Raw genomic sequence first — 23050 nt, 5'->3', positions numbered from 1 at the left:
ATACATTTTAGACAAAAGGCATCTGCTTAAAAATATCAATGAAAGATTCATCGATAGAAGCTAGTCCTATTTTTCCCAGCTCTCTCATTTCTATAAAAGCAATCAGGTAAAAAAGATGGCTCTTTTTTTAAACAAACCTACAATTTATTAAAAAAAGCACTTCCCAAATAAACAGGAAGGCTCCCCAAACGTTGATATAGCAGCGTTCTTAACATTTCAAGAACTGAGTTGCACGACGGGCGCCCTTAAGATCGGCTTTCTTTCTCTTTGAAAATTCAAAAATTCTCCGATATATATAGCGAATGCCGCTAAATAAGGAGGAGAGCCGGATGAGAAAGTTATGGAAAATCGCGGTGTCCGCTGCAATGTTCGTCGGTTTTTCCGCAAATTCACCCCGCATTCAAGCGGAAAGCAATAAGCAGGAAAACGAAGTCATTGTCGTATATAAAAATGCCAGCGGAAAAGAAAACGTCATCGAACAAGCAGACACGGTAGAACACGTTTACCGGCACATTCCCGCAGCTGCTGTTACTGCGGACGACAAAACAGTGCGGGAACTTGAACAAGATCCCGACGTCCTGTATGTCGAAGACAACCTCCCGGTAGCTGCTGCCGACAGCACCGTTCTAAAAGCTGTCTCCAGCAGCACAGCGCAAACCGCCTCCGCGTTTTCACAGTGGAACATCAAGCCGATTCAAGCCGCACTGGCTTGGAATAAAGGTTTGACAGGGAAACAGGTGAAAATTGCGGTTATTGACAGCGGGATTTCCCCCCATGAAGAGCTGTCAATCGCAGGCGGTGCATCGATGGTCGGCTATACCGCTTCATACCGTGATGATAACGGCCACGGAACTCATGTTGCCGGAATCATCGGAGCGAAGCATAACGGACGGGGGATCGACGGCATCGCGCCCGGCGCGCAGCTGTATGCCGTAAAAGCGCTGGACCGGAATGGTTCGGGGGATCTGAAAGGCATCTTACAAGGCATCGATTGGTCGATCCAGTACGGAATCGATATCATCAATATGAGCCTCGTCGTTTCAGGCGACAGTCAAGTTCTCCACGATGCAGTAGATAGAGCATACAAACGGGGAATGATTTTAGTCGGTGCAAGCGGAAATGCCGGAAACGGAAAATCCGTTTATTACCCGGCCGCCTACAGCAGCGTCATTGCCGTCTCGGCCACCAATGAAAAAAATCAGATCGCCTCATTTTCCAACACCGGCAGCGCCGTCGAGTTTGCCGCTCCCGGCACATCGATTATCAGTACATCTTCCGACCGCGGCTATGCAATCGGAAGCGGCACTTCACAGGCAACGCCGCACGTCACCGGAATGTTTGCTCTTTTGAAACAGCTGTACCCAACCGCTTCAAATCCTGAGCTGCGCAAGAAAATGCAGATTTATACAAGCGACTTGGGCGCTCCCGGCCGTGATCATTTGTTCGGCTATGGATTAATCCGCTTCAAAGAGATCACACAGCCGTTGGAGAAAGCGCAAAAAGCAGTCGGACAAGCGGAAAAGACAAAGAAAAAAGCGGACATTCAAACCGCGCAAAAAGCGATCGAACCGCTGCCTGCAAACGCCGATAAAACCGCTTTGAAAAAGAGGCTCGATGCTGTTAAAGAGCAGCTTAAAAAGACAGCCGAAAGCAAAGTAAAACTCGCAGAGAAGCAAAAAAAGAAAACCAATGCCGACGCAGCCCAAAAAGCGGTCAATGAACTCGACAGCGGTACTTTCAAAACGAATTTGCAAAAACGGATCAATGCGGTCCGCTCAAGCCTCTTGAACACCGCAAAGCAGGCCGTTGCAAAAGCTGAAAAAGCGGCCACAGACTCAAACCTCGGCAAAGCGCAAAAAGCGATTAATGAGCTGCCTGCCGGAAAAGACAAATCAAATCTGCAAAAAAAGCTGAACACCGCGAAAAAGCAAGCCGCGTCAGCCTATAACAAAAAAGTGGCAGCGGCGAAAGCCAAAGTTAAAACGGCCGAACAAAAGAGAACGAAAAAAACAAAATCGGCAGCGCAATCAGCGGTCAGCAAGCTGAAAGCATCCGCCGAAAAAACGAAGCTGCAAAAACGAATCAATGCGATCAAACTGAAATAGCAAGAAAAGCCCGGAATCCCGGGCTTTTCTTGCGAATACGTCTTTTTTGATGCTGTTCTGCTCGGACACGACAATTGCGACATCGTATTCCTTTCGGCCGGGCGCTTGCTTTCCGCCGCATTCTCCAATCACTTTTTATCAATTCTTTCCGTCACAATCCCGACGATGTCCCGGTCTGAAACAAAGCCGAAATGGCGGCTGTCAAAGCTGTGGATCCGGTTGTCCCCGAGGACGAAGTACTCATTTTCAGGCACCTTTTCCTCTCCGGTCACTTCCTTCAGCGTAAAATCCCCTGTCAAGTCCCCTCCGGCAGTGACGGCCTTTAAATCGTCCAGATAAGGCTCTTTGATCTTTTCTTCGTTGATATACAGCTGATCATCTTCATACCGGAGGGTTTCGCCCGGAAGCCCGATCACCCTTTTAATGAATATATCTTTGTCAGGTCCTTTAAACAGCACGATGTCAAATCGGCTGATTGTTTTAAAGTGGTGGGCGAACCTGTTGATCAAAAGTTCGTTGCCCTCCTGAAAGGTCGGATTCATGCTGACGCCTTCTACTTTATATTCAATGAAAACGGCATTTTTGACCTGAATTCCGACGACGATGACAAGCAGCACCCCGGCTATGACCAAAAAACGCTTTTTCAATTCTGTGTCCCCCTAGTCTTTCTCTCTCTGGCTGAATCTCACGTTCAGACGATGTTCAACCCGTTTTCCGGCGTACCATAAGATCAGCATGACGATGATCACGGCAGCTGTCCGCAAAGGCTGGGTAAAAAGCGCCTTCAGATCATGGCCGACAAAGCTCACCATAAAAATCATCACGAACTTGCCGCAAAGCACCGCCAGTGAAAAAGGCAGCAGGCTGACTCTCGAAAGTCCTGCCACAACATTTACCGCTGCCGAAGGCGTGAATGGAAAGCAAAGCAGGAGAAACAGCGGACCGAAGCCCCGTTTTTCCACCCAGATCATCAGTTTTTTTACGGATGGATGCCTGCGGATAAAACCGAGTGCTCTTTGCTGGCCGAAATGGCGGATAAAAAGAAAAACTGCTATAGAGCCTAAAGATGCCCCGATCCACGTCAACAAGAACCCCTGCCATAAACCGAACGAATTTACATTGGCGACAACAAACACGAGCAGGGGTAAAAACGGGAGCAGCGCTTCAATAAACGGCAGCAGAACGGCTACAAAAGGACCAAAAGCTCTGTAGCTCTGAAAAAACTCTGTTAAATTCTCTTCTGTAAAATAGCTGAATAATTGCTCCAACATTGATTCTCCTCAGGGCGGTTGTCTACTTCTATTCTACACTTTAAATCAAAAACTTTAAATCATCCGTCTCGGTGTTTTCTGTATTAGTCTGAAACAACTTGATCATTTTAGTCATTTTTTCCCGTTCTTGATTAAAAGGCCGTCTTTCGTGTAAAATAAAAACAGAACAAACGTTCCTTATCAACAAAAGAAATGAGGAGAAAAGCCATGACAAGAATTCCCGCTGAAGCCAGGGATATGATTGAAAAGGCGATTTACCTCCCGATGACCGTCAGCATATTAAACCGGGACATGAAAATCATCCAGCAGGGGCCATTCAAGCTGAAAGACCCCTATCAGCGTCTGATCGAACAGGCGTTAAAGCTTGCCCAGCGCGATCTGTACGACGTGAAAAATGAACTGCGCCGGCGGAAAATCAAGGTGCACGAAGTGTCACGGGACGAAGCCTTTACGATGTACTCCTTTATATATGAAGGATACGAAGAAGAGCATAACTATTTTAATCCCCGCATCCGCAATCAGGTATCCGCGCTTCTTGAGCACTATTTATTCAAAGCCGCTCCCGATCAATAGCGCTTTTTCAGCTCCCTGAGGATGAATTCGTATATCAGCTGATTCCTGTCTTCCTTCGGATAGAGCATAAATTCCTGTTTCTTCTGCATGGCGTTTCCTTCAATCCGGTCGATAAATTTTGTTCTCAGCCATGCCGTTCGGTAAACCTGGTTTTCAAAAGATGTGATGGATACGGGCAGCTCCAGCGTTTCCCCGTTGACAAACGTGACAAACGTGTTGTCATACTTTGCCGCGCAAAACTCGTGAACATGCGCATGGGAAAGCCACCCGCACTGAGGACGAGTTGAGGAAAATGTGGGAAAAAGAAAAATATTGTTTGAGTGATCCACCATGATCGGCGGTTTATGGGAAACTTTAATGACCTCATATGTGCCCGCTTTTCTCCCCGCATAGCTCGACCCGAAATAGCGGCAGCTTCTTTCGATGATCTGAAACGGCTTCATATTGACGAGGAAAGTCCTGTCGGTCTCGAGTATTTTTGAGGCGGGTTTCTCCCCCTCTCCCAGAGGCAGGACAGCCATTGTCGAACTGTTTACTTCATACGTATCTTTTGTCATATCCTCTGTGCTCATCTTGATCCTCCTAATCGTTAGTAAATTTATACTATTAATCTAACATTATCCTTTACAAAACGACAGGATTTTTTCCAATTAATTTGAAAATATGTTTTTAAAATGCAATTTTTATATTTTGTTCGATTAAATCCGTGTTTCTTTGTCCAAATATACAAACTTTTATTCTCATAAACACGCTCCTTCGAATAATTATCTAAAAATTATAAATACTTATTGATTTTTTGTTGCGTAATCCATATACTATAAAAAAGGCATCAGGGGGAATCTTTATGAAAGAGAAAAAGTCGTACGCTGAGCTCATGAAGTCCCGCAATACCCAAAAGGTGAAAGAACTTGATGTAACCATCACGGATATCTACATTCAAATGGTCCTTGATGAATCGCTTTTTAAACGGCGTTTGCACACGCTGAACAAGAAGATTAATGAAGCATTAGACAAAGGAGATAAGCAATCTTTCCTTGAGCTTTCAAGAGAATATACAGCGCTGAAAAAGCACGCATAACGGCCAATCCCTCCCGGATTGGCTTTTTTACGCGGAAAAAGCCGGCTTATGAAATAGTCCCGGCCTTTTTATCCGTTAATAATCGTTCCGCCGTTGACATGGAGCACTTGGCCCGTCATGTAGGAAGAATCGTCGCTGGCTAGAAACAAATAGCTCGGCGCCACTTCAGCAGGCTGTCCGGGCCGTTCCATCGGCGTTGTTGAACCGAATATTTCGACCTCTCTCTCCGTAAACGTCGACGGGATCAGCGGCGTCCAAATCGGACCCGGTGCCACCCCGTTCACACGGATGCCCTGATCGACGAGCGACAAAGCGAGCGAACGCGTAAATGATGTAATCGCTCCTTTCGTCGAAGAATAATCGATCAGCCTTTCATTGCCGGCATAAGCCGTAATCGAAGTGGTATTGATGATTGAGCTGCCTTTTTTCAAATGCGGCAGCACAGCTTTTGTCAAATAAAACATTGAAAAAATATTCGTCTGAAACGTTCGGATCAGCTGATGGCTTGTAATTTTTTCGATTCCCTTTTGCGGATGCTGTTCAGCCGCATTATTGACGAGTATATCGATCGTTGGGAATGCTTCCTTTGCCTGGCGCACAATATCGTTGCAAAAAGCCTCGTCTCCGATGTCTCCTGCGATCAGCTTGCATCCGACCCCTTCTTTTTCCACATACCCCTTTGTTTCTTCTGCATCGCGGTGTTCATTTAAGTAGACAATGACAATGTTCGCGCCTTCCTTCGCAAACAAAACGGATACGGCACGGCCGATTCCGCTGTCTCCTCCCGTAATAATCGCGGTTTTCCCGGCCAGTTTCCGCTCTCGTTTCGGCCGGTCAAAAACGGGCCGGGGATCCATCAAATACTCCAATCCCGGACGCTGTGTTTGGTGCTGGGGAGGCAGTACTTTCTTCGGCTGCTTGCTCAAAACGATTCCCTCCTTCACATCGATTCAACCTTACTATTTTATGAAAACGCCCCTTTTTTATGACAAGCCGTTTCACATGCATGAATATTTCTCAATTGGGGAAATTTAAGAACAAAACAGATGGATGATGGAGGGAACTTTGTGAGCAATCAAGAACAAAAACTGCCGGACTCGCCTGAATCGTATTGGAGAAACAGTACAGATCTTCCTAAGTTCGAAGAACTGTCTGAAGATGTCAAAACAGATGTCGCCGTCATCGGCGGCGGCATGACCGGACTGACGACTGCTTATTTACTGACGAAAAAAGGCTACAGCGTCATCTTGATCGAATCCGGGCGGATACTCGACGGAACAACCGGCTATACGACAGCCAAAATCACCGCACAGCATGATCTGATCTATGATGAGCTGATCGGGCACATCGGAATGCCAAATGCGAGACTGTATTATGAAGCAAACCTCAAGGCGCTGTCCTTTATCAAAAACCTCGTGCTTGAGCAAAAGATTCCGTGCGATTTTGAAGAACAGGACGCATGCATTTACACAACTGAAGAACAATCGGTACAAAAAATCAGAAAGGAATATGAGGCATATCAAAAGCTCGGGATTGACAGGGAATTCATCAAAGATCTCCCCGTTCCAATCGATATGAAAGCAGGACTTGTTATGAAAAACCAGGCCCAGTTTCATCCGCTCCACTATTTGAAACACCTTGCAGAGGCCGTCCTGGAAGCCGGCGGAAAAATTTACGAAAACACGGCGGCTAAAGAAATCAAAGAAGGCGACCGGCCAAAAGTGCTGACAAGAAACGGGCATCAAATCTTCAGCGATTATGTCGCGTGCTGCACGCACTTTCCGTTTCATGATAAAAAAGGCTTCTATTTTGCAAGGCTTGAGCCGAGCCGGTCATACGTGCTCGCCGTCAAGCCGAAAACGCCGTATCCAGGCGGCATGTATTTAAGTATAGATCAGCCTTCACGCTCGCTCCGTTCGGTGACGATTGACGGAGAAGAAATGGTTCTTGTCGGCGGTGAAAGCCACAAAACCGGCCAGGGAGAGGATACAATCAAGCATTATCAGGCGCTTGAATCATTTGCAGAAGGCGTGTTCGGCATTGAATCGATCCCTTACCGCTGGTCAGCGCAAGATTTAATCACGCTTGACAAAATTCCGTATATCGGGCCGATCTATCCGAAAGAAAAGCGCATTCTCGTCGCCACCGGCTTTCGGAAATGGGGCATGACAACAAGCACCCTCGCCGCGCAGTTGATGACAGACCATATCGCAGGCGAAGACAATCCTTATCAAGCCGTCTTTCAACCGGCCCGTTTCCACCCGGATCCAAGCATCAAAAAAGTCATTTCCTATAACGCGGATGTTGCAAAACACTTTGCCGAAGGAAAACTCGAACAGCCGATCAGGAAGCCGGAAGACCTTGTCAACGGAGAAGGTGCGGTCGTATCACATGCCGGGAAACGTGCGGGTGCTTATCGCGATGAAAAAGGCGAGCTTCATCTGGTTGACACAACATGCACCCATATGGGCTGCGAAGTCGAGTGGAACGACGGAGAAAAGACGTGGGACTGTCCGTGCCACGGCTCAAGGTTTTCGGTCGACGGCGATGTCATCGAGGGTCCTGCCGTAGAACCTTTGAAAGATCCGGAAAGCTGAGGTGTACAAGTTAAAAAGTAATGAAAAATTGCCGATAAAAAGATAAATGCTGGAAATTTCATAAAAACGGCAGTTTTATCATTAACGATTACAGGGGGATACGATCGTGTTATTCAAAAAGGATAGAAAGACAGAACGATCATTCTTTGCTGAAGAAGGTCCTGACCAAACAAAAAGAATCAGGCTCAATCAGCACGCAGAATTTAAAAAACAGCTGGCAATGGTCGATTTGACGGATGAGGATCTTTGGGTGCTGAGCAGGCTGAAGCCTTTAGTCACTGAACATATCGAAACCATCGTCACCCGGTTTTACCAAAACCTTGAGCATGAAAACTCTTTGATGGAGATCATCCATGACCACAGCTCAGTTGACCGTCTCAAAAAGACATTGACGATCCACATCCAGGAAATGTTTTCAGGTGTCATCGACGAAGCCTTTTTAGAAAAAAGGATCCGGATCGCCCACGTTCATCTTCGGATTGGGCTCTTGCCAAAGTGGTATCTGGGGGCATTTCAAGATCTCCTTCTTTCCATGCTGTCAATCTTTGAAAACGCATTATCCGATGAGGAATACAGGCGGTCAGTCAAAGCCGTCACCAAAATTCTCAACATCGAACAGCAGATCGTCCTCGAGGCCTTTGAAGACGAGCATGCAAGGCTCCGCAGACTTGATGAAGAGAGCAAAAATGACCTTCACCGGCAAATCAAAGATACTTCCGGTTCTTTGGCCGCTTTATTTGCCGAAACAACGGGCGCTGTACAGGAATTGGTCGACAAATCGTCCGAAATCGCCGAAACGTCAAGAGCCGGAACGAAGACAGCTGTTTCTGTCGAACAAAAATCGATCGGCGGAAAAAAGGAGCTTGAGGAGCAGGAACACCAGCTGAATCAAATGGGAAGCAGCATGACGCAAATCGAGCAGGAAATTAAAAAGCTGGAAGAAATCGCGCTGCAGATCGAAAAGATTTTCGGAATCGTAACAGGCATTGCCGAGCAGACGAATTTACTTTCGCTCAACGCCTCGATCGAATCTGCAAGAGCGGGGGAGCACGGCAAAGGGTTCGCAGTCGTCGCAAACGAAGTCAGAAAGCTGTCCGATGATACGAAAAAAACCGTCTCCACCGTATCTGAGCTCGTCAATAACACAAACGCGCAAATCTCGATCGTCACGAAGCATATTACAGATGTAAACCAGCTCGTGAACGAAAGCAAAGACAAGATGTCGGAGATCAATCATCTATTCGATGATATCGTCTCCAATATGAAAACGAGCAAAGAGCAAAGCGGCCGAATCGAAGGCGATCTGCAGGCATTTTTAAGCGGCCTTCAAGATGTGAATGCCGCCGTGTCACAAGTCGCGGTTTCAGTCGATTCTCTCGTAGAGCTGACAAAAAAATAAGCTGCTACCGTACACAGGTCAATTCATGACCTGTGTATTTTGCTTTTGAAACCTGATTCTATTACGTTATTTGAAAGTCTGCTATGCAAGTCAAAGATATATTCACAGCCATAATGGCAACGCTCAGTGATGTTTTCAATTCCGCAGAATCGGCGCTACGCTCCTGTTTGAAAAAATCGTGTAAATGTTGTTCTGTGCCAGTCATATTTCGTGGTTCTGTTTTTTAAATTTAGTATAATAGCCATATCACCGAAAAACGCGAAAGCCGACATCGAAAGGAGATTTTTCAGAATGACTGCGATTTGTTTGATCCGGCATGGCGAGACAGACTGGAATGCTTTAGGAAAACTGCAGGGAAGAACCGATATCCCTTTAAATGAAACCGGTCAAAAACAGGCAAAAGAAACCGGGGCGTTTTTGAAAGGGTCCGACTGGGACGTCATCATTACAAGCCCTTTAAGAAGAGCGAAAGAAACCGCTGAAATCATCAATCAATACCTGGGACTTGAAATCATTGAAATGGAAGATTTCATCGAAAGGAATTACGGAGATGCAGAAGGGATGCCATTCGAAGAAAGAACGAGGCTCTACCCCGATAAAGAATATCCGAATCAGGAATCAAAAGAAGCGCTTGCCGAACGGCTGATGGCCGGCGTTCAAAAGGTCAGCGAGCGGTATCCGGACAAAAAAGTGCTGATCGTCGCACACGGAGCCGCGATACACGCCCTTCTGTCAAAAATCTCAAACGGCGACATCAACCTGGAAAATACGAAGCTCGTCAATGCGTGCCTAAGCAACATCAAATTCCATGAAAATAAATGGCATGTGAAGGATTACAATCTTTCACACCATTTGTCAAATTAAAAAAAGACGGCAAGGTTGATGCCGTCTTTTTTATGCTCTCCCCCGCCTCGCTTCGCGGCGCAGTAAATAGATAAAATACGGACCGCCGATAATGGCTGCGATCAATCCAGCCGGTATTTCAAGCGGCGGCACAAGGCCTCTTCCGGCGGCATCGGCTATCAAAAGAACGATGCCGCCGACGAGAGCTGAAACGGGAATCAAGATCCTCGTTTCAGCCCCTGCCAGCTTTCTTGCGATATGGGGCGCCATCAGCCCGATAAAACCGATTGTTCCCACGGCAGTCACAGCCGCAGCTGTCAGCAGGACCGCACCGGCAAGCAGCAGAAATCGCGTTCTTTCGAGCCGGATGCCGAGGCCGACGGCAATCCCGTCCCCTGATTTGATGATATCGAGCGGTTTTGCCGCAAACCATAACGGAGGAATGACCAGACAACACCATATGAAAAGAGACAGTACATCATCCCAGTCTCTCCCCCACAGACTTCCATTCAGCCAAATTAATGCGTTGTTGACATTCGGGCTCCCCCTTGAAATGAGTAGCTGAATACCCGAATGGCAAAAAGCATTGACCGCGATCCCGACAAGCGCCAGCCGCACAGGAGAAATCCCGTTTCGATAAGCCAATAAATAGACGAGAGCCGCAGCCAAAACGCTTCCTGAAAAGGCGGCGCCTGTCAGCAGAAGCGGACTTTGCTGTGAAAACAAGACCGTAACGATCACAGCGCCCAATCCCGCTCCTCCTGTAATGCCAAGCGTGTCAGGGGCGGCCAGCGGATTTTTCATCAGCGATTGTGCGACTACACCTGCGATTGAAAGCGCCCCTCCGGCAAGCACAGCGAGAAGGATGCGCGGCATTCGAAATTCCATCACCAAGAAGCGGACTCCTGCATCCCCTTGCCCTGCCAGTGATTTCATTACGTCCCACAGTCCGATGTTTTCATCGCCGATCGCCAAATTGAGTACAATGAGCATCAACAAACAGGCGCATAACGCAGAGAAGACAAGCGCCGATTGCCCGCGCCGTCTTTTCATTTTTCTTTCCGCATTGTTCATCATGCCGCCCCCTTTTTCCGTCTTCTCGCCAAATAGATGAAAAACGGCGTCCCGATCATTGCCGTGACAACTCCGACCGGCGTTTGGTACGGAAAATAGACAAAGCGGGACAGAATATCAGCAAACAGCAAAAGAACGGCTCCAAGCAATGCCGAATACGGAATCACGAACCGATAGTCAGCCCCCATCAGATACCGGATCATATGAGGAACCATCAAACCGATGAAACCAATCGGTCCGGCAGCGGACACCGATGCTCCTGCCAGCGCAACAACAGTGAAAGCGATGAACAATCTGCTGAGCCATACATTTTGTCCCAGCCCATGTGACACATCATCTCCGAGACTCATGACGGAAGCCGCCCTCCCTAAGGCCAGAGCCGTCAACAAACCTGCAATGCTTACCGGAATCAACAAATGAAGCTTATCCCACGAGCTCCCCGCTAAAGAACCGGAAAGCCAAAACAATAGCGTTTCCGTCGACTCTTCATGAAAAATGAGCAGCATTTGCGTCATCGAAGCAATGATCGCCTGAATGACGACACCGATCAAGGCAAAGCTGATATCCCTGTCGTGTTCGCTGAATACTGAGGCAACCGCGTACACGACCAGCGCGGCCGCGGCACCGCCGGCAAAAGCGGCTCCCATCGCTGTCTGGGGAGCGGCAAGCGCAGGAAACATCACCGTCAAACATACGACAGCAAGAGAGGCCCCTGCATTGATTCCGAAGATGCTCGGAGATGCCAGCGCATTTCTTGTCACCGCCTGCATCAGTGCGCCCGCGGCCCCTAGATTCGCGCCGATGAATGCGGCGGCCAAGGCGCGCGGAATTCGGATGGACTGAATAATCGCGTGCAATTTTGAACCGTCGTACATAAACACAGCTGCCCAAATGTCGGGCAGCGCAATCGTTGACGAACCGATTGAAACAGAAAGCGCAAAACCCGCGAGCAAAAGAAAAACAAAAATGAGCGGTGCAAAACGTTTCATATATATCAAAACAGGTCACTCCTTTAGAAAAAAACAAGCGCATGCTTTTGTAAAAAGCATGCGTCATCCCGTTCAGCAAGCCGGCAGGCTCTTAAGATTTCTTTTGATCCTCAGACAGAAGATGCTGACCGATTTCATCTATCAGCGCATCTGCTCCGTCAATACTGCGGCGGAGCGACCAGGCGAATCTGTCGGCTTCATAAACCTTGCCGTTTTTGACAGCGTTGAGCTTTTTCCAAAGAGGGTCTTTTTCGATCGGTCTTTTCCCGTCTTCATCGACTTTATCTTTTTCTCCCGTCATCAGGACAATGGTGTCGGGGTCTTTCTCAAGCAGCTGCTCAAGCGTCATTTTAATATTGACGGATTCACCGTTTTCGCCATCGCCTTTGCTGCTGTCTCTGACACCGTATGTATAGCCGATTTTCGTCAGAAGCTGAGACGTGAAAAAGTTTTCGTCGCGCACAGTGATTGCTTCATTTGTGTTTCCGAGCAGAAGAATACTCTGTTTCCGGCTCCCGAATTTCTGTTTCAATTCATTCAGCTTTTGTTTATGTTCAGCCAACTTTTTCTCCATTGCGCTTTCTTTGCCGACGGCTTTCGCAATCGTAAGAGACGCGTCAAGCGTGTCCTGATAATCTGCATTCAAGTTTTTCAGCGCGATTGTCGGCGCAATTTTCGCCAGTTTATCATAGACACCGCTGTGCCTGCTCGAATCGGCAATTATTAAATCGGGCTTTAAAGAAGCAATTTTTTCAAAACTTGGCTGGGCGCGCGAACCGACTGAAGTATACCCTTCGATTTTTTCTCTGACCTTCTCGTTAATAAACTTAGGTTTGCCGTCGTCCGCAATCCCGACAGGCTTAATGCCCGCATCAAGGAGCGCATCAATAAAACCCAATTCAAGAACAACAACTTTTTTCGGATTGTTCTTTACTTTCGTTTCTCCTAAGTCGTGCTTAACTGTCACGGAATCCTGACTGGAGGTTTTTGTACTTTCGCTTCCCCCCGAGCAGGCTGTCAACACTGATATCATCAATAGGAATAAAATAGCAAAATACTTAGGTTTCATATGTATCTCCTTTTCTGGTAGTAGACGAAATTATTATAGCAACACTTCATACCAATGACAACGATAATCATTATCATTATAAAAAAAAGAAAGGAGCCTCCTTCTCCTTTCTACACCCGTTCATTCACGGAATCCCCCGCTTTGCTTTCTCTGCTGAGGGAAAGAATGATGACCGTGATGATCACCATTACCGTACCGGCACCTTGAAAGGCATTGAACGGCACACCCAGCCAGACCGCCGACGACAAAACAGCCGCTAGCGGTTCGGCGCAGCTCAGGCAGCTCGTTTCTTTTGCGGAAAGATAAGAAAGGCTGCCGATGTATAGGGCAAACGCCAAAGCTGTGCCGCACAATACAACAAACAGAATGGCTGCCGCCTCCCCTGCCCCAATGTGCGAAAGGTCAAACCGAAACGGCGGAAACAAAAAAGAAATTCCGGCCCCTCCGACGAGCATACCCCATCCCGTAACCGTCAAAGCACCGAACGATTGAATTAATCCTCCTGCAAAAACCGTATAGAAAGCAAGCGCTCCACCGGACAAAATGCCCCAAACGGCGGCCTCGGCCGGAATATACAAACTGTCCGGCCTTCCGCCTGTCAAAAGAAGAAACACGCCGAAAAGCGCCAATAAAGTAAGTACGGCATCTTTCCACTTAGGCGGAAGTTCTTTTTTAACATATAGGTAAAACAATACGAAAAAAGGCGCCAAGTATTGAAGAATTGCAGCAGCCGCGGCATTACCCTTTTCGATTGAAGCAAAAAACGTATATTGAACAGCAAGCATTCCAAAAATGGAAAATACTAAAATCGAACAAATATCTGTTTTTTTCTTCCATATCTTACACACATGTTGAAAACCGTTTTTCATTGAAACATATAACAAGAGAATGACTCCCGATGCCAGAAGCCTGACAGAGACAAGCGAGCCGGCTTCAACCGCTCCCCTTTCAAATATGTACTGTGCAGCGCTTCCCGATAATCCCCACAATGAAGCCCCTGCAAGCACCATCAATACACCTTTCACATGAGCTGATTTCATATCTTTCACCCGTTTCTGTATGCGATATATTGCATATTTTAATAGATGATCGACAAGGCCGCAACCTCCTTCGGCAAAAAATGATCTCATAAAATAAATGAATAGTATTTTCATAAAATGAATCAGATGGAGCAATCTCCTGTCATTCGCGGCCCTCGGGACCTCTTTCCCTGCCAGGCTGAAGCGGTCTATTCATACTTTCGAACTGAACATTTTTCTAAAACAGTTATTAATAACCAAAAAATTTTAAATTGGTCCTCCAAAAAAATAGGCCTACCATATAATTCATTTTTTTTCTATAATAAATTAACAGAATAATTGGAATAGATTATATTATCCTTCTATTTAAATTATTCTGAATAAAGAGGAGGAGAGTGAGTAATGATGAGGAAAAAGAGTTTTTGGCTTGGGATGCTGACGGCCTTCATGCTCGTGTTCACGATGGCATTCAGCGATTCCGCTTCTGCTGCTCAACCGGCGAAAAATGTTGAAAAGGATTATATTGTCGGATTTAAGTCAGGAGTGAAAACCGCATCTGTCAAAAAGGACATCATCAAAGAGAGCGGCGGAAAAGTGGACAAGCAGTTTAGAATCATCAACGCGGCAAAAGCGAAGCTAGACAAAGAAGCGCTTAAGGAAGTCAAAAATGATCCGGATGTCGCTTATGTGGAAGAGGATCATGTGGCCCATGCCTTGGCGCAAACCGTTCCTTACGGCATTCCTCTCATTAAAGCGGACAAAGTGCAGGCTCAAGGCTTTAAGGGAGCGAATGTAAAAGTAGCCGTCCTGGATACAGGAATCCAAGCTTCTCATCCGGACTTGAACGTAGTCGGCGGAGCAAGCTTTGTGGCTAGCGAAGCTTATAACACCGACGGCAACGGACACGGCACGCATGTTGCCGGTACAGTAGCTGCGCTTGACAATACAACGGGTGTATTAGGCGTTGCGCCAAGCGTATCCTTGTACGCGGTTAAAGTACTGAATTCAAGCGGAAGCGGATCATACAGCGGCATTGTAAGCGGAATCGAGTGGGCGACAACAAACGGCATGGATGTTATCAATATGAGCCTTGGGGGAGCATCAGGCTCGACAGCGATGAAACAGGCAGTCGACAATGCATATGCAAGAGGGGTTGTCGTTGTAGCTGCAGCAGGGAACAGCGGATCTTCAGGAAACACGAATACAATTGGCTATCCTGCGAAATACGATTCTGTCATCGCTGTTGGTGCGGTAGACTCTAACAGCAACAGAGCTTCATTTTCCAGTGTGGGAGCAGAGCTTGAAGTCATGGCTCCTGGCGCAGGCGTATACAGCACTTACCCAACGAACACTTATGCAACATTGAACGGAACGTCAATGGCTTCTCCTCATGTAGCGGGAGCAGCAGCTTTGATCTTGTCAAAACATCCGAACCTTTCAGCTTCACAAGTCCGCAACCGTCTCTCCAGCACGGCGACTTATTTGGGAAGCTCCTTCTACTATGGGAAAGGTCTGATCAATGTCGAAGCTGCCGCTCAATAACATATTCTAACAAATAGCATATAGAAAAAGCTAGTGTTTTTAGCACTAGCTTTTTCTTCATTCTGATGAAGGTTGTTCAATATTTTGAATCCGTTCCATGATCGTCGGATGGCCGTATTTAAAAATCTTGACGAGAAACGGCGGGTTTGCCTCGCTCAGCCCGGCTTTTGAGAGCTCTTGAAACGTCGAAACCGCTGCATCGCTGTTTTGCGTCAGTTCAATCGCATACTGGTCAGCAGCTTTTTCCTGATGCCTCGAAACTGCGTTCGTAAATGGAGACGACGCGAAAGAGATGACCCCCATCAGCATCAGAAGAAGCGGAAGTGCGGCTAGATCGGATTTTCCTGCAATATGAAGGCTTCTTCCATAGCGGCCGATGATCCGCTTGTACAGCTTGTCGATCACATAAAAGACAGCAAGGGATAAAAGCAGATACCCGCCAAGTCCTATGTAAACATGCTTCATCACATAATGTCCCATTTCGTGCGCCATGATGAATAAAATTTCCGGCTCATCCAGCTTGTTCAGCGTGGTATCCCAGAGCACAATCCTTTTATTGGCGCCGATTCCTGTTACATAGGCATTTAACGCATTCGTTTTTTCAGACATGTTCACTTCATAGACGTGATTCGCAGGAATATCCGCCTGATCGGCCAGCTTCAGAATGCTTTGTTCAAGCTCTTTATTTTTCAGCGGATAAAAGTCATTGTATAAAGGATCAATGACAACCGGCTGGAGAAAAAATAAAAACAGCGTAACCGGAACCGTCAGACACCAGGCATAAAACCACCAGCGTTTTTCATGCTTTTTGATCAAATAGTAAAAGACGATCACCGCCGCAGCCGTTATCGGAAAACTGATCCAGAAGTCGATCACCTGGTCTTTGATCCAGCTCGCGGTTGTCTGGGTTGATATGCCGTAGTCAAGCGAATATTGATAGCTGATCCAGTCAAGCGGCAAAGAAACGATCGTGACGATCAGAAACAAAGCAAAAACATATGCCGTGATTTGAATGCTTCTCCTCTTCGAGGTCTGCTCCGCCCAATTTTTCATTTTCCTGGATAAACCGGCAATCAACAATATAAAAAATAAAAACCATTCAAACGGAATCCGGATAAAAAACATAAAGTCCTTTATTTTCGAGTAATCTTCCGTCAGCACGAGTTCTCTTTCGTTCATAAATGCCGCCGGGTCTGCGCTTGTCCCTTTCAGCGCCTCAGGAACGGAGGGTTCACCGGCCATAAAGAGATACCAATAGAAAAAAAGGCCGTACAGCACATACAGGAGACCGGCTCCCGCGATCCATTTCCGCATGGCGAATCACTTCCTCTCACATAGCAGTTACTTCTATTGTAAGCTTTTCATGCGAAAGTTAGAACCAAGCCTTACAATGAGAGCAAGAGGCCGGCGCCTGCGAGCGTCAAAATCGTCCCCATCACGACGACTATGACGCTTGCTCCAAAATAGGAAAATAAAAATGCGATAAGAGCGCCGGCAAGTCCGTAGAGCATACCGCTTTGCACCAAAAAAACTCCCGGAAAAATGAGAGCCCCTAAGACGGCGTACGGCACATTTTTCAGCACGCGCTCCAAAAATCCGGGAAGCTTCAGGCTTTCAAAAGCAATAAGCGGCACCACCCGCGGCACATATGTAACGGCAGCCATGCCGATAATCATCCAGATGATCGGGCTAAACATAGTTTCTCTTCCCCTCTGTTCTAAATTGGTACAGCCATTCAATCAGGACGGCAGATAAAAGCGTAGCGCAGACGATCGACCATCCTGCCGACAATATTCCGTTCATTTGGAAAACCGTATTGAATAACGCAGCCGCCCCCGCCAGCAGCAGGACTTTTCGCTGTTTTTTCAAAGGCGGCACCAACAATCCGATAAACATGGCATAAAGGGCGATGCTCATGCTTTCCTGGAGAACAGCCGGCATGGCGGCCCCTGCAAAATGCCCGGCCGCACTCCAAAAAACCCAGCTTACATATCCGATCGAACCAAGGCCGATCATATACCCGGTCGTTAGCTTTTCCTTTCTTAGAGCAGCGACGGCAAACGATTCATCTGTCACCGCGAAAAATGAGTAAAACGCTTTTTTCCAAGGCGAATCTTTTTCTACCAATTGATTCAAAGTCGCCGAAAATAAAAAATGTCTGATATTCACAATGAACGTCGTCATAACGATTTCGATGATTCCCGTTTGAACGGCGAGCATGCTTAAAGACATATACTGGGACGCTCCTCCGAAAACAAGGGCGCTCATCAAAAACGTTTCAAAAAGCGACAGCCCCGTTGTTTTCGCCAAAAGCCCGAATGTCAAAGCGACCGGAATGTAGCCGACGGCAAGGGAAACCCCTGAACGAAGCCCGTCTAGAAAATTGAGTGAATCGTGCTTTTCCATCTTGACACCTCTTTACGGATAATAAATGAGTGTATAACATGATGCCGTTTGTTCCGTGTTGTTTTCGTACGTATGCACGGTGTTTGCGGTGAAATGCATCGCATCCCCTTCGTTCAGGCTGCAGGTGTAATCACACGCCGTCACCGCGATCGCTCCTCTAGAGACGAGCACATACTCTTCAATTCCTCCGTGGTGAGGCTCTGATTCGTGTACACAGCCGGGCGCAAGTTCAATATAAAAGATTTCAAACTTCTTTTTCTGGTCGAAGGGAAAATGCGGAAATGCCGCGTATTTTTCTTCTCCGGCCAAAACGGGCGTTTTCTCATGCTTTCTGACGACCGTCGGCTCCCCCGCGGGCTTTTCTGCCAAGGAAGTAAATGATACTTGCAGCCCGTTTGCGATCTTCCACAAAGTTGTGATCGTCGGACTTGAAGAGCCTTTTTCAATTTGCGCGAGCATGCCTTTGCTGACGCCAGTCATCGATGACAATTGATCAAGACTGTAATTGCGGACTTTTCGCAGCCTCTTTATGTTTTCTGCGACTTGTTTTTCAATCGAATTCATCTTCTGCCTCCTCTCAATAAATTGAACATTTGTATAATTTATTGAACATTATAGCATAATTTTTTAGGATGAAAAGCCATTAAACGGAGAAAATAAATAGCCTGAGGTGATCATTCTGAAAAAAATAATGGGGATCATACTTTTTTTCGGTATTTTATCTATCACTGTCTTTTATGTATTCCACTTGATGGCGGAGCCTTTCGACTCAAGAAATGCCGAAGAAATCATCTTGAAGCAGGCAGATGACAGCGAAAAAACGGTCAGCATCAAAGATAGGCACAACATAGGCGTTCTGCTTGATACATTTAACAAAGGGAAAAGAATGAAAGAAAAGTCGGCGCATAGCCTGCCTTCTCCGGCGTATCACGGATACATCAGCATGACCGACACACATCGCGTTCACTTCACCGTCTGGCTGAAGAAAGATGAAGCCGTCATCCTGAAAGAAGAGGAGGGCACATATTTTGTTCTCCGACAAAAGGAAAAAGACGCTCTTCTCAGAGAACTGCAGAAAAGGGACGCGGCAGGCGTCCCTTTTAACGTGTCAAGATTGATTTGTCAAAATGTCTTTTAAAGCGCGCCTTAAAATTTTGCCGGTCGAATTTTTCGGTATTTCATCCATGAAGACGATTGCCGCCGGGCGCTTGTATTTGGCAAGATGCTTTTTGCAATGCGACAAGACATCATCCTCTGTCAGCGTTTTATTCTTCGGAACGACATAGCACTGGACGGCTTCTCCCGTATTCGGGTCTGGCACTCCGATCACCACCGCTTCTGCGATTTCCGGATGAAGGTAGAGCACTTCTTCGATCTCCCTCGGATAGACATTATAGCCGCCGACGATAATCATGTCTTTTTTTCTGTCGACGATATAAAAATAACCGTCTTCATCCCGTTTTGCCAAATCACCTGTATACAGCCATCCGTCTTTAATCGTATGGGCCGTTTCTTCCGGCATGTTGTAGTACCCTTTCATAACATTCGGCCCTTTAACGATCAACTCCCCGACTTGACCGGCAGGCAGCTCTTCCCCGATTTCATTGACGACTTTGTTTTTCACATTGAGAATGTTCGTGCCGATCGATCCTGGCTTGCGGCCGGTGCTGAACGGGTTAAAGCATGTAACAGGAGAAGCCTCCGACAAACCGTAGCCTTCTAAAACGAGAACGCCGAATCTTTCTTCAAAACTTTTCAGGAGAGCGACAGGCATGGCTGCTCCGCCTGAGATGCAAATCCTGATGGATCGAAAACCGGTTTCATCCGCCCCTTCATACTGGTACAGGTAATTGTACATTGTCGGCACGCCTGAGAAGATCGTCGCCTGATGCTTTTTAATCAGCTTGAAAACTTCGGCGGGGCTGAATTTCGGCACGATCAAAATCGCTGCGCCGTTCATGAGCGGCGCATTCATGCAGACCGTTAAACAAAAAACGTGGAACATCGGCAGGGCGGCGACGACAAGGTCAGATTCATTCATTGTTAGATAGCGGGCTGTATCATTTGCATTCGAAAATAGATTTTGATGTGTGAGCATCGCCCCTTTTGGTCTTCCCGTAGTTCCTGACGTATAAAGGATGGCGGCCGTATCTTCGGCGTCGATTTCAGGAAACGGCCGGACAGGAGGTTTCATAATGTTTGTAAACGATTTCAATTTCATCTTAACCTCAGTGCTTTCCGGTTCGCGAAGCGGCTCTCCCGTTTCGCAAAGCACGACGCAGCTGACTTTCGGAAGGGATTCATGCACCTTTTCGTAAAGCGGAAGCAGCTGTCCCAGAGCCACGATCACTTTTGCGTCGCCATTTGTCAGCATATAGCCGATCTCAGTCGGCGTATAGGCCGGATTGATCGGTATGACAACGGCTCCGGCCTTCAGCGCACCGTAAAACGCAATCACAAAATGCGGGGTATTGCCGAGAAGCAAAGCAACATGATCTCCCTTTTCCACCCCGATTTCGCGCAGACCTTCTGCAAAGCAATCAATTTTCTGCTGTAATCCCCCGTATGTTTCCGTCTGTTCCCCAAAAATATAAGCGGTTCTGTCAGGCTTTGATTGAGCTGTTTCCCCTAATTTTGAAACTAAATTCATTCTCCCACCCCTTAAAAATGAATGAATGACCATTCATTTTGTGATAATCAAAATCTATTCCCATTATAGTAAATGAACAGAAAACACTCAAGGGCTGTTGGGAAATATCTTCCATTCCTCTCAAGTTAAAAAGGGGCCGCGGAAACCGCAGCCTCTCTTTTAGTAGACAAGATCCAAAAATTCTTCTTTTTGAATATTGCCGAAGTAATGCTTGATGTCGACGCCTTGAAGGGCTTCTTCAATCGCTTTTCTTTCATACTGTACGTCTGTCAGCTTCTCTTCAATATCGCTGACATCGCCGACTCCGAAAAAGTCACCGAATATTTTGCACTCGCGGATCACGCCTTTTTGCACTTCCAGGCGGATGTCGACCGATCCCGCTTGAAATCGTTTTGAATGCTGAAGATTGAATTTCGGAGACTTCCCATAGTTCCAATCCCAGTTTTGATAGCGTTCCTTTGAAATTTGATTGATGATTTTCCAGTCTTTTTCAGTCAGCTTATACTCCGGTATTTCCCCTTCGGTATCAAAAATATAGCGGAGAAGCATGCTTCGGAATTCCACTGTCGTCATCTTCTGATCGAGAAATTCGCAGATATTGGCTACCCGGCTCCTGATCGATTTGATGCCTTTTGATTCGATTTTATCTTTTTTTACTTTTAAAGCCGATACGACATGTTCTATCTCAGAATCGAACAACAGCGTGCCATGGCTGAACATTCTCCCTTTCGTTGAGAACTGGGCGTTTCCCGAAATTTTCCGGCCGTTTGCCATCAAGTCGTTTCGGCCGCTCAGCTCCGCATCGACGCCAAGCCGCTTTAAAGCGGCCACAACGGGCTCCGTAAACTTCTTAAAATTATGGAAGCTGTTGCCGTCGTCTTTCGTAATAAAGCTGAAGTTCAAGTTCCCGAGGTCATGGTAGACAGCTCCGCCGCCTGACAGCCTGCGAACGACAATGATCCCGTTTTCATCCACATACTTTGTGTTGATTTCCTCAATCGTATTTTGGTTTTTGCCAATGATGATCGACGGCTGGTTGATATAAAACAGCAGATACGTCTCTTCAGGATCGAGGTGCTTTAAGCAGTACTCCTCAATCGCCAAGTTGATCCTCGGATCTGTAATATTTTGATTATCGATAAACAGCATGTTTGTCAGTTCCTCCTTCTATTCTCCCCACACATAACCGGTGTGCGCCAGATCAACCGCGCCTTTATAAACGGTTTTGGCCTCTTCTGCTAGTTTTTGATGTTCCCCGAAATGCGGGAGGTGTGTCAAGAGCAGATGTCCCGCACCCGCTTCTGCAGCGATGCGTCCCGCTTCGAGGCTGTTCATATGACCGGCGCTTCTCCCATCCTGATCCGCATAAAAATTGCACTCCGAGATCAATAGATCGGCTCCTGCACTGAACGGGATGAAAGCTTCCTGAAAGCTCGAATCGGCTGTATAAACGACAGAATGAACACCGTCCGTCACCCTCATAGCAAAGCAGTCAACAGGATGAACCGTCTTTAAAAACGTGAACGTAAACGGTCCGATTGCCAAAGACTCTTTCGGATCATAGGCCAATCCAGCGGTATGCGTTTTATATGTAAGCTTTGAAAACTGCTCTTCATCAAAAGGATGTCCATATATCGGAAGGGCATTCGCTCCCTTGCCGAGGAATGAGCCGACCAGTTTGGCAAATTGCAAAGGGCCGACATCCGCAATATGGTCGTGATGATAATGGGATAATATAACGGCATCAAGCTCCTCAACGGGCAGAAACAGCTGAAGCTTCGATAAAACGGCACTGCCGCAGTCGATTAAAACGGAATAATCCCCGGATTGAAAGAGATAGCCTGAAGTCGCTTCATTTGCAGCCGGAAATCCTCCGCAGCAGCCGATGACTGTCATCTTCATATATACACACCTCTTTTTTGTGTCTATCGTCCCCCTATTCAATATACCCATTTTTCTTAAAAATTGCATGTTTTATATTTTGTCATAAAACAGACATTGATTTCCTGGATACTGTTATAATACAATGATGACAACAAACGAATTGGGGGAATCAACATGCTCTCTAAAATCACCGAGTTCTTCAGAAATTTGCCTTCCAAAAAATGTTCAAAATGCGGCCACGATATTGATGAGCAGCACGAATGCTACGGAAACACTTGCTCTAAATGCTTAAATGTAAAAGATATATAGACGTCATTAAAAAATGCTCCGGCGGATCTCCCCGGGGCGTTTTTTTGTCATAAAGTTAGTTATAAAGAGAGAGATTCTTGTCAAAATTCATTATTTTAATAACATTTTACTATTTCACTTAGGGAAATATACACCGATGAACGTCCCGATTTGAATTTAAGCTGGGATGATCATCTCATATTTGAATTTTCAATATATTCAGACGTTATTTTTTTAATGGACGAGCTGTATTTTCTTTCGCT

General features: G+C 46.6%; 24 protein-coding genes. 9 read left to right on the top strand and 15 right to left on the bottom strand.

Going from position 1 to position 23050, the window contains the following annotated elements; all coding sequences use genetic code 11:
• The first annotated feature begins 329 nt into the window (after positions 1-329).
• On the top strand, positions 330-2105 hold the full coding sequence (locus MHH76_RS05960; protein ID WP_025811741.1) for a S8 family peptidase: 1776 nt from the start codon (positions 330-332) through the stop codon (positions 2103-2105).
• Positions 2106-2233: 128 nt separating this feature from the next.
• Here MHH76_RS05960 and lepB read toward each other — a convergent pair whose 3' ends face one another.
• Complete coding sequence (lepB, locus tag MHH76_RS05955) at positions 2234-2752, bottom strand: signal peptidase I (RefSeq protein ID WP_020450832.1); 519 nt, start codon at positions 2750-2752, stop codon at positions 2234-2236.
• Positions 2753-2764: 12 nt separating this feature from the next.
• Positions 2765-3376: a TVP38/TMEM64 family protein gene (locus tag MHH76_RS05950; RefSeq protein ID WP_020450831.1), complete on the bottom strand. Its 612-nt coding sequence runs from the start codon at positions 3374-3376 to the stop codon at positions 2765-2767.
• 207 nt (positions 3377-3583) lie between these two features.
• Between MHH76_RS05950 and MHH76_RS05945 the strand changes: the two genes are divergently transcribed.
• Positions 3584-3949 carry a hypothetical protein gene (locus MHH76_RS05945; RefSeq protein ID WP_020450830.1) on the top strand — a complete coding sequence of 122 codons (366 nt, stop codon included), beginning with the start codon at positions 3584-3586 and terminating at the stop codon, positions 3947-3949.
• Here the strand turns inward: MHH76_RS05945 and MHH76_RS05940 are convergent.
• Complete coding sequence (locus tag MHH76_RS05940) at positions 3943-4521, bottom strand: competence protein ComK (protein ID WP_020450829.1); 579 nt, start codon at positions 4519-4521, stop codon at positions 3943-3945. The two genes, MHH76_RS05945 and MHH76_RS05940, sit on opposite strands and share 7 nt — an antisense overlap.
• Before the next feature lie 272 nt (positions 4522-4793).
• Here MHH76_RS05940 and MHH76_RS05935 point away from each other — a divergent pair, with 272 nt between their 5' ends.
• A complete protein-coding gene (locus MHH76_RS05935; RefSeq protein ID WP_020450828.1) occupies positions 4794-5027 on the top strand; it encodes an IDEAL domain-containing protein in 234 nt (77 codons plus the stop codon).
• 68 nt (positions 5028-5095) lie between these two features.
• Here the strand turns inward: MHH76_RS05935 and MHH76_RS05930 are convergent, their stop codons facing one another.
• Positions 5096-5953 (bottom strand): SDR family oxidoreductase, encoded by an 858-nt coding sequence (locus MHH76_RS05930; RefSeq protein WP_020450827.1) that lies wholly within the window; start codon positions 5951-5953, stop codon positions 5096-5098.
• Positions 5954-6094: 141 nt separating this feature from the next.
• Between MHH76_RS05930 and MHH76_RS05925 the strand changes: the two genes are divergently transcribed.
• From MHH76_RS05925 to MHH76_RS05915, 3 genes are all read left to right on the top strand, one after another.
• Positions 6095-7624, top strand: coding sequence for an FAD-dependent oxidoreductase (locus MHH76_RS05925; RefSeq protein WP_023856580.1), 1530 nt, complete (start codon positions 6095-6097; stop codon positions 7622-7624).
• 106 nt (positions 7625-7730) lie between these two features.
• On the top strand, positions 7731-9023 hold the full coding sequence (locus tag MHH76_RS05920) for a globin-coupled sensor protein (RefSeq protein ID WP_025811745.1): 1293 nt from the start codon (positions 7731-7733) through the stop codon (positions 9021-9023).
• Between the two features lie 291 nt (positions 9024-9314).
• Positions 9315-9887, top strand: coding sequence for a histidine phosphatase family protein (locus MHH76_RS05915; RefSeq protein WP_020450824.1), 573 nt, complete (start codon positions 9315-9317; stop codon positions 9885-9887).
• A gap of 30 nt (positions 9888-9917) precedes the next feature.
• Here the strand turns inward: MHH76_RS05915 and MHH76_RS05910 are convergent, their stop codons facing one another.
• From MHH76_RS05910 to MHH76_RS05895, 4 genes are all read right to left on the bottom strand, one after another.
• Entirely contained in the window at positions 9918-10940 is a 1023-nt protein-coding gene (locus MHH76_RS05910) for an iron ABC transporter permease (RefSeq protein ID WP_043054264.1), read from the bottom strand.
• Positions 10940-11938, bottom strand: a complete 999-nt coding sequence (locus MHH76_RS05905; protein ID WP_023856573.1) for an iron ABC transporter permease — start codon at positions 11936-11938, stop codon at positions 10940-10942. Before MHH76_RS05905 ends, MHH76_RS05910 begins: the two co-directional genes overlap by 1 nt.
• Positions 11939-12020: 82 nt before the next feature.
• Positions 12021-12998, bottom strand: a complete 978-nt coding sequence (locus tag MHH76_RS05900) for an ABC transporter substrate-binding protein (protein ID WP_023856572.1) — start codon at positions 12996-12998, stop codon at positions 12021-12023.
• A 110-nt stretch (positions 12999-13108) separates the two neighbouring features.
• Positions 13109-14038 (bottom strand): DMT family transporter, encoded by a 930-nt coding sequence (locus MHH76_RS05895; protein WP_020450820.1) that lies wholly within the window; start codon positions 14036-14038, stop codon positions 13109-13111.
• Positions 14039-14422: 384 nt separating this feature from the next.
• Here MHH76_RS05895 and MHH76_RS05890 point away from each other — a divergent pair, with 384 nt between their 5' ends.
• Positions 14423-15559: a S8 family peptidase gene (locus MHH76_RS05890; protein WP_043054574.1), complete on the top strand. Its 1137-nt coding sequence runs from the start codon at positions 14423-14425 to the stop codon at positions 15557-15559.
• A gap of 57 nt (positions 15560-15616) precedes the next feature.
• Here MHH76_RS05890 and MHH76_RS05885 read toward each other — a convergent pair whose 3' ends face one another.
• The 4 genes from MHH76_RS05885 to MHH76_RS05870 all read right to left on the bottom strand — a co-directional run bounded on the left by MHH76_RS05885 (position 15617) and on the right by MHH76_RS05870 (position 18529).
• Positions 15617-16873: a M48 family metallopeptidase gene (locus tag MHH76_RS05885; RefSeq protein WP_039072637.1), complete on the bottom strand. Its 1257-nt coding sequence runs from the start codon at positions 16871-16873 to the stop codon at positions 15617-15619.
• A gap of 71 nt (positions 16874-16944) precedes the next feature.
• Positions 16945-17256: an AzlD domain-containing protein gene (locus MHH76_RS05880; protein ID WP_025811755.1), complete on the bottom strand. Its 312-nt coding sequence runs from the start codon at positions 17254-17256 to the stop codon at positions 16945-16947.
• On the bottom strand, positions 17249-17965 hold the full coding sequence (locus MHH76_RS05875) for an AzlC family ABC transporter permease (RefSeq protein WP_003180314.1): 717 nt from the start codon (positions 17963-17965) through the stop codon (positions 17249-17251). Before MHH76_RS05875 ends, MHH76_RS05880 begins: the two co-directional genes overlap by 8 nt.
• A gap of 12 nt (positions 17966-17977) precedes the next feature.
• Entirely contained in the window at positions 17978-18529 is a 552-nt protein-coding gene (locus MHH76_RS05870) for an XRE family transcriptional regulator (protein WP_003180313.1), read from the bottom strand.
• 127 nt (positions 18530-18656) lie between these two features.
• Here MHH76_RS05870 and MHH76_RS05865 point away from each other — a divergent pair, with 127 nt between their 5' ends.
• Entirely contained in the window at positions 18657-19103 is a 447-nt protein-coding gene (locus MHH76_RS05865; RefSeq protein WP_020450817.1) for a hypothetical protein, read from the top strand.
• On the opposite strand, the gene MHH76_RS05860 is transcribed toward MHH76_RS05865, so the two are convergent.
• From MHH76_RS05860 to MHH76_RS05850, 3 genes are all read right to left on the bottom strand, one after another.
• Positions 19074-20615 (bottom strand): fatty acid--CoA ligase family protein, encoded by a 1542-nt coding sequence (locus MHH76_RS05860; protein ID WP_039072636.1) that lies wholly within the window; start codon positions 20613-20615, stop codon positions 19074-19076. The two genes, MHH76_RS05865 and MHH76_RS05860, sit on opposite strands and share 30 nt — an antisense overlap.
• Positions 20616-20774: 159 nt before the next feature.
• Positions 20775-21764, bottom strand: coding sequence for a lipoate--protein ligase LplJ (gene lplJ, locus MHH76_RS05855; RefSeq protein WP_039072635.1), 990 nt, complete (start codon positions 21762-21764; stop codon positions 20775-20777).
• Between the two features lie 18 nt (positions 21765-21782).
• Complete coding sequence (locus MHH76_RS05850) at positions 21783-22517, bottom strand: MBL fold metallo-hydrolase (protein WP_020450814.1); 735 nt, start codon at positions 22515-22517, stop codon at positions 21783-21785.
• A gap of 156 nt (positions 22518-22673) precedes the next feature.
• Between MHH76_RS05850 and yhfH the strand changes: the two genes are divergently transcribed.
• Entirely contained in the window at positions 22674-22808 is a 135-nt protein-coding gene (gene yhfH, locus MHH76_RS05845) for a protein YhfH (RefSeq protein WP_075213443.1), read from the top strand.
• Positions 22809-23050 lie beyond the last annotated feature (242 nt).

Origin of the sequence: Bacillus sp. FSL L8-0193 (assembly GCF_037976065.1) — a bacterium.
In the GTDB taxonomy this organism is placed as follows: domain Bacteria; phylum Bacillota; class Bacilli; order Bacillales; family Bacillaceae; genus Bacillus; species Bacillus paralicheniformis.
Note: the sequence above shows the minus strand (reverse complement) of the source record. Positions and strands in the feature narration are given on the sequence as shown.

Bases quoted from the DNA above. Each gene is read 5' to 3' on its own strand.
- MHH76_RS05960 (WP_025811741.1), top strand. From the start codon at position 330: ATGAGAAAGTTATGGAAAATCGCGGTGTCCGCTGCAATGTTCGTCGGT.
- MHH76_RS05950 (WP_020450831.1), bottom strand. From the start codon at position 3,376: ATGTTGGAGCAATTATTCAGCTATTTTACAGAAGAGAATTTAACAGAG.
- MHH76_RS05945 (WP_020450830.1), top strand. From the start codon at position 3,584: ATGACAAGAATTCCCGCTGAAGCCAGGGATATGATTGAAAAGGCGATT.
- MHH76_RS05940 (WP_020450829.1), bottom strand. From the start codon at position 4,521: ATGAGCACAGAGGATATGACAAAAGATACGTATGAAGTAAACAGTTCG.
- MHH76_RS05935 (WP_020450828.1), top strand. From the start codon at position 4,794: ATGAAAGAGAAAAAGTCGTACGCTGAGCTCATGAAGTCCCGCAATACC.
- MHH76_RS05915 (WP_020450824.1), top strand. From the start codon at position 9,315: ATGACTGCGATTTGTTTGATCCGGCATGGCGAGACAGACTGGAATGCT.
- MHH76_RS05910 (WP_043054264.1), bottom strand. From the start codon at position 10,940: ATGAACAATGCGGAAAGAAAAATGAAAAGACGGCGCGGGCAATCGGCG.
- MHH76_RS05900 (WP_023856572.1), bottom strand. From the start codon at position 12,998: ATGAAACCTAAGTATTTTGCTATTTTATTCCTATTGATGATATCAGTG.
- MHH76_RS05895 (WP_020450820.1), bottom strand. From the start codon at position 14,038: ATGAAATCAGCTCATGTGAAAGGTGTATTGATGGTGCTTGCAGGGGCT.
- MHH76_RS05890 (WP_043054574.1), top strand. From the start codon at position 14,423: ATGAGGAAAAAGAGTTTTTGGCTTGGGATGCTGACGGCCTTCATGCTC.
- MHH76_RS05885 (WP_039072637.1), bottom strand. From the start codon at position 16,873: ATGCGGAAATGGATCGCGGGAGCCGGTCTCCTGTATGTGCTGTACGGC.
- MHH76_RS05880 (WP_025811755.1), bottom strand. From the start codon at position 17,256: ATGTTTAGCCCGATCATCTGGATGATTATCGGCATGGCTGCCGTTACA.
- MHH76_RS05875 (WP_003180314.1), bottom strand. From the start codon at position 17,965: ATGGAAAAGCACGATTCACTCAATTTTCTAGACGGGCTTCGTTCAGGG.
- MHH76_RS05870 (WP_003180313.1), bottom strand. From the start codon at position 18,529: ATGAATTCGATTGAAAAACAAGTCGCAGAAAACATAAAGAGGCTGCGA.
- MHH76_RS05865 (WP_020450817.1), top strand. From the start codon at position 18,657: ATGGGGATCATACTTTTTTTCGGTATTTTATCTATCACTGTCTTTTAT.
- MHH76_RS05860 (WP_039072636.1), bottom strand. From the start codon at position 20,615: ATGAATTTAGTTTCAAAATTAGGGGAAACAGCTCAATCAAAGCCTGAC.
- lplJ (WP_039072635.1), bottom strand. From the start codon at position 21,764: ATGCTGTTTATCGATAATCAAAATATTACAGATCCGAGGATCAACTTG.
- MHH76_RS05850 (WP_020450814.1), bottom strand. From the start codon at position 22,517: ATGAAGATGACAGTCATCGGCTGCTGCGGAGGATTTCCGGCTGCAAAT.
- yhfH (WP_075213443.1), top strand. From the start codon at position 22,674: ATGCTCTCTAAAATCACCGAGTTCTTCAGAAATTTGCCTTCCAAAAAA.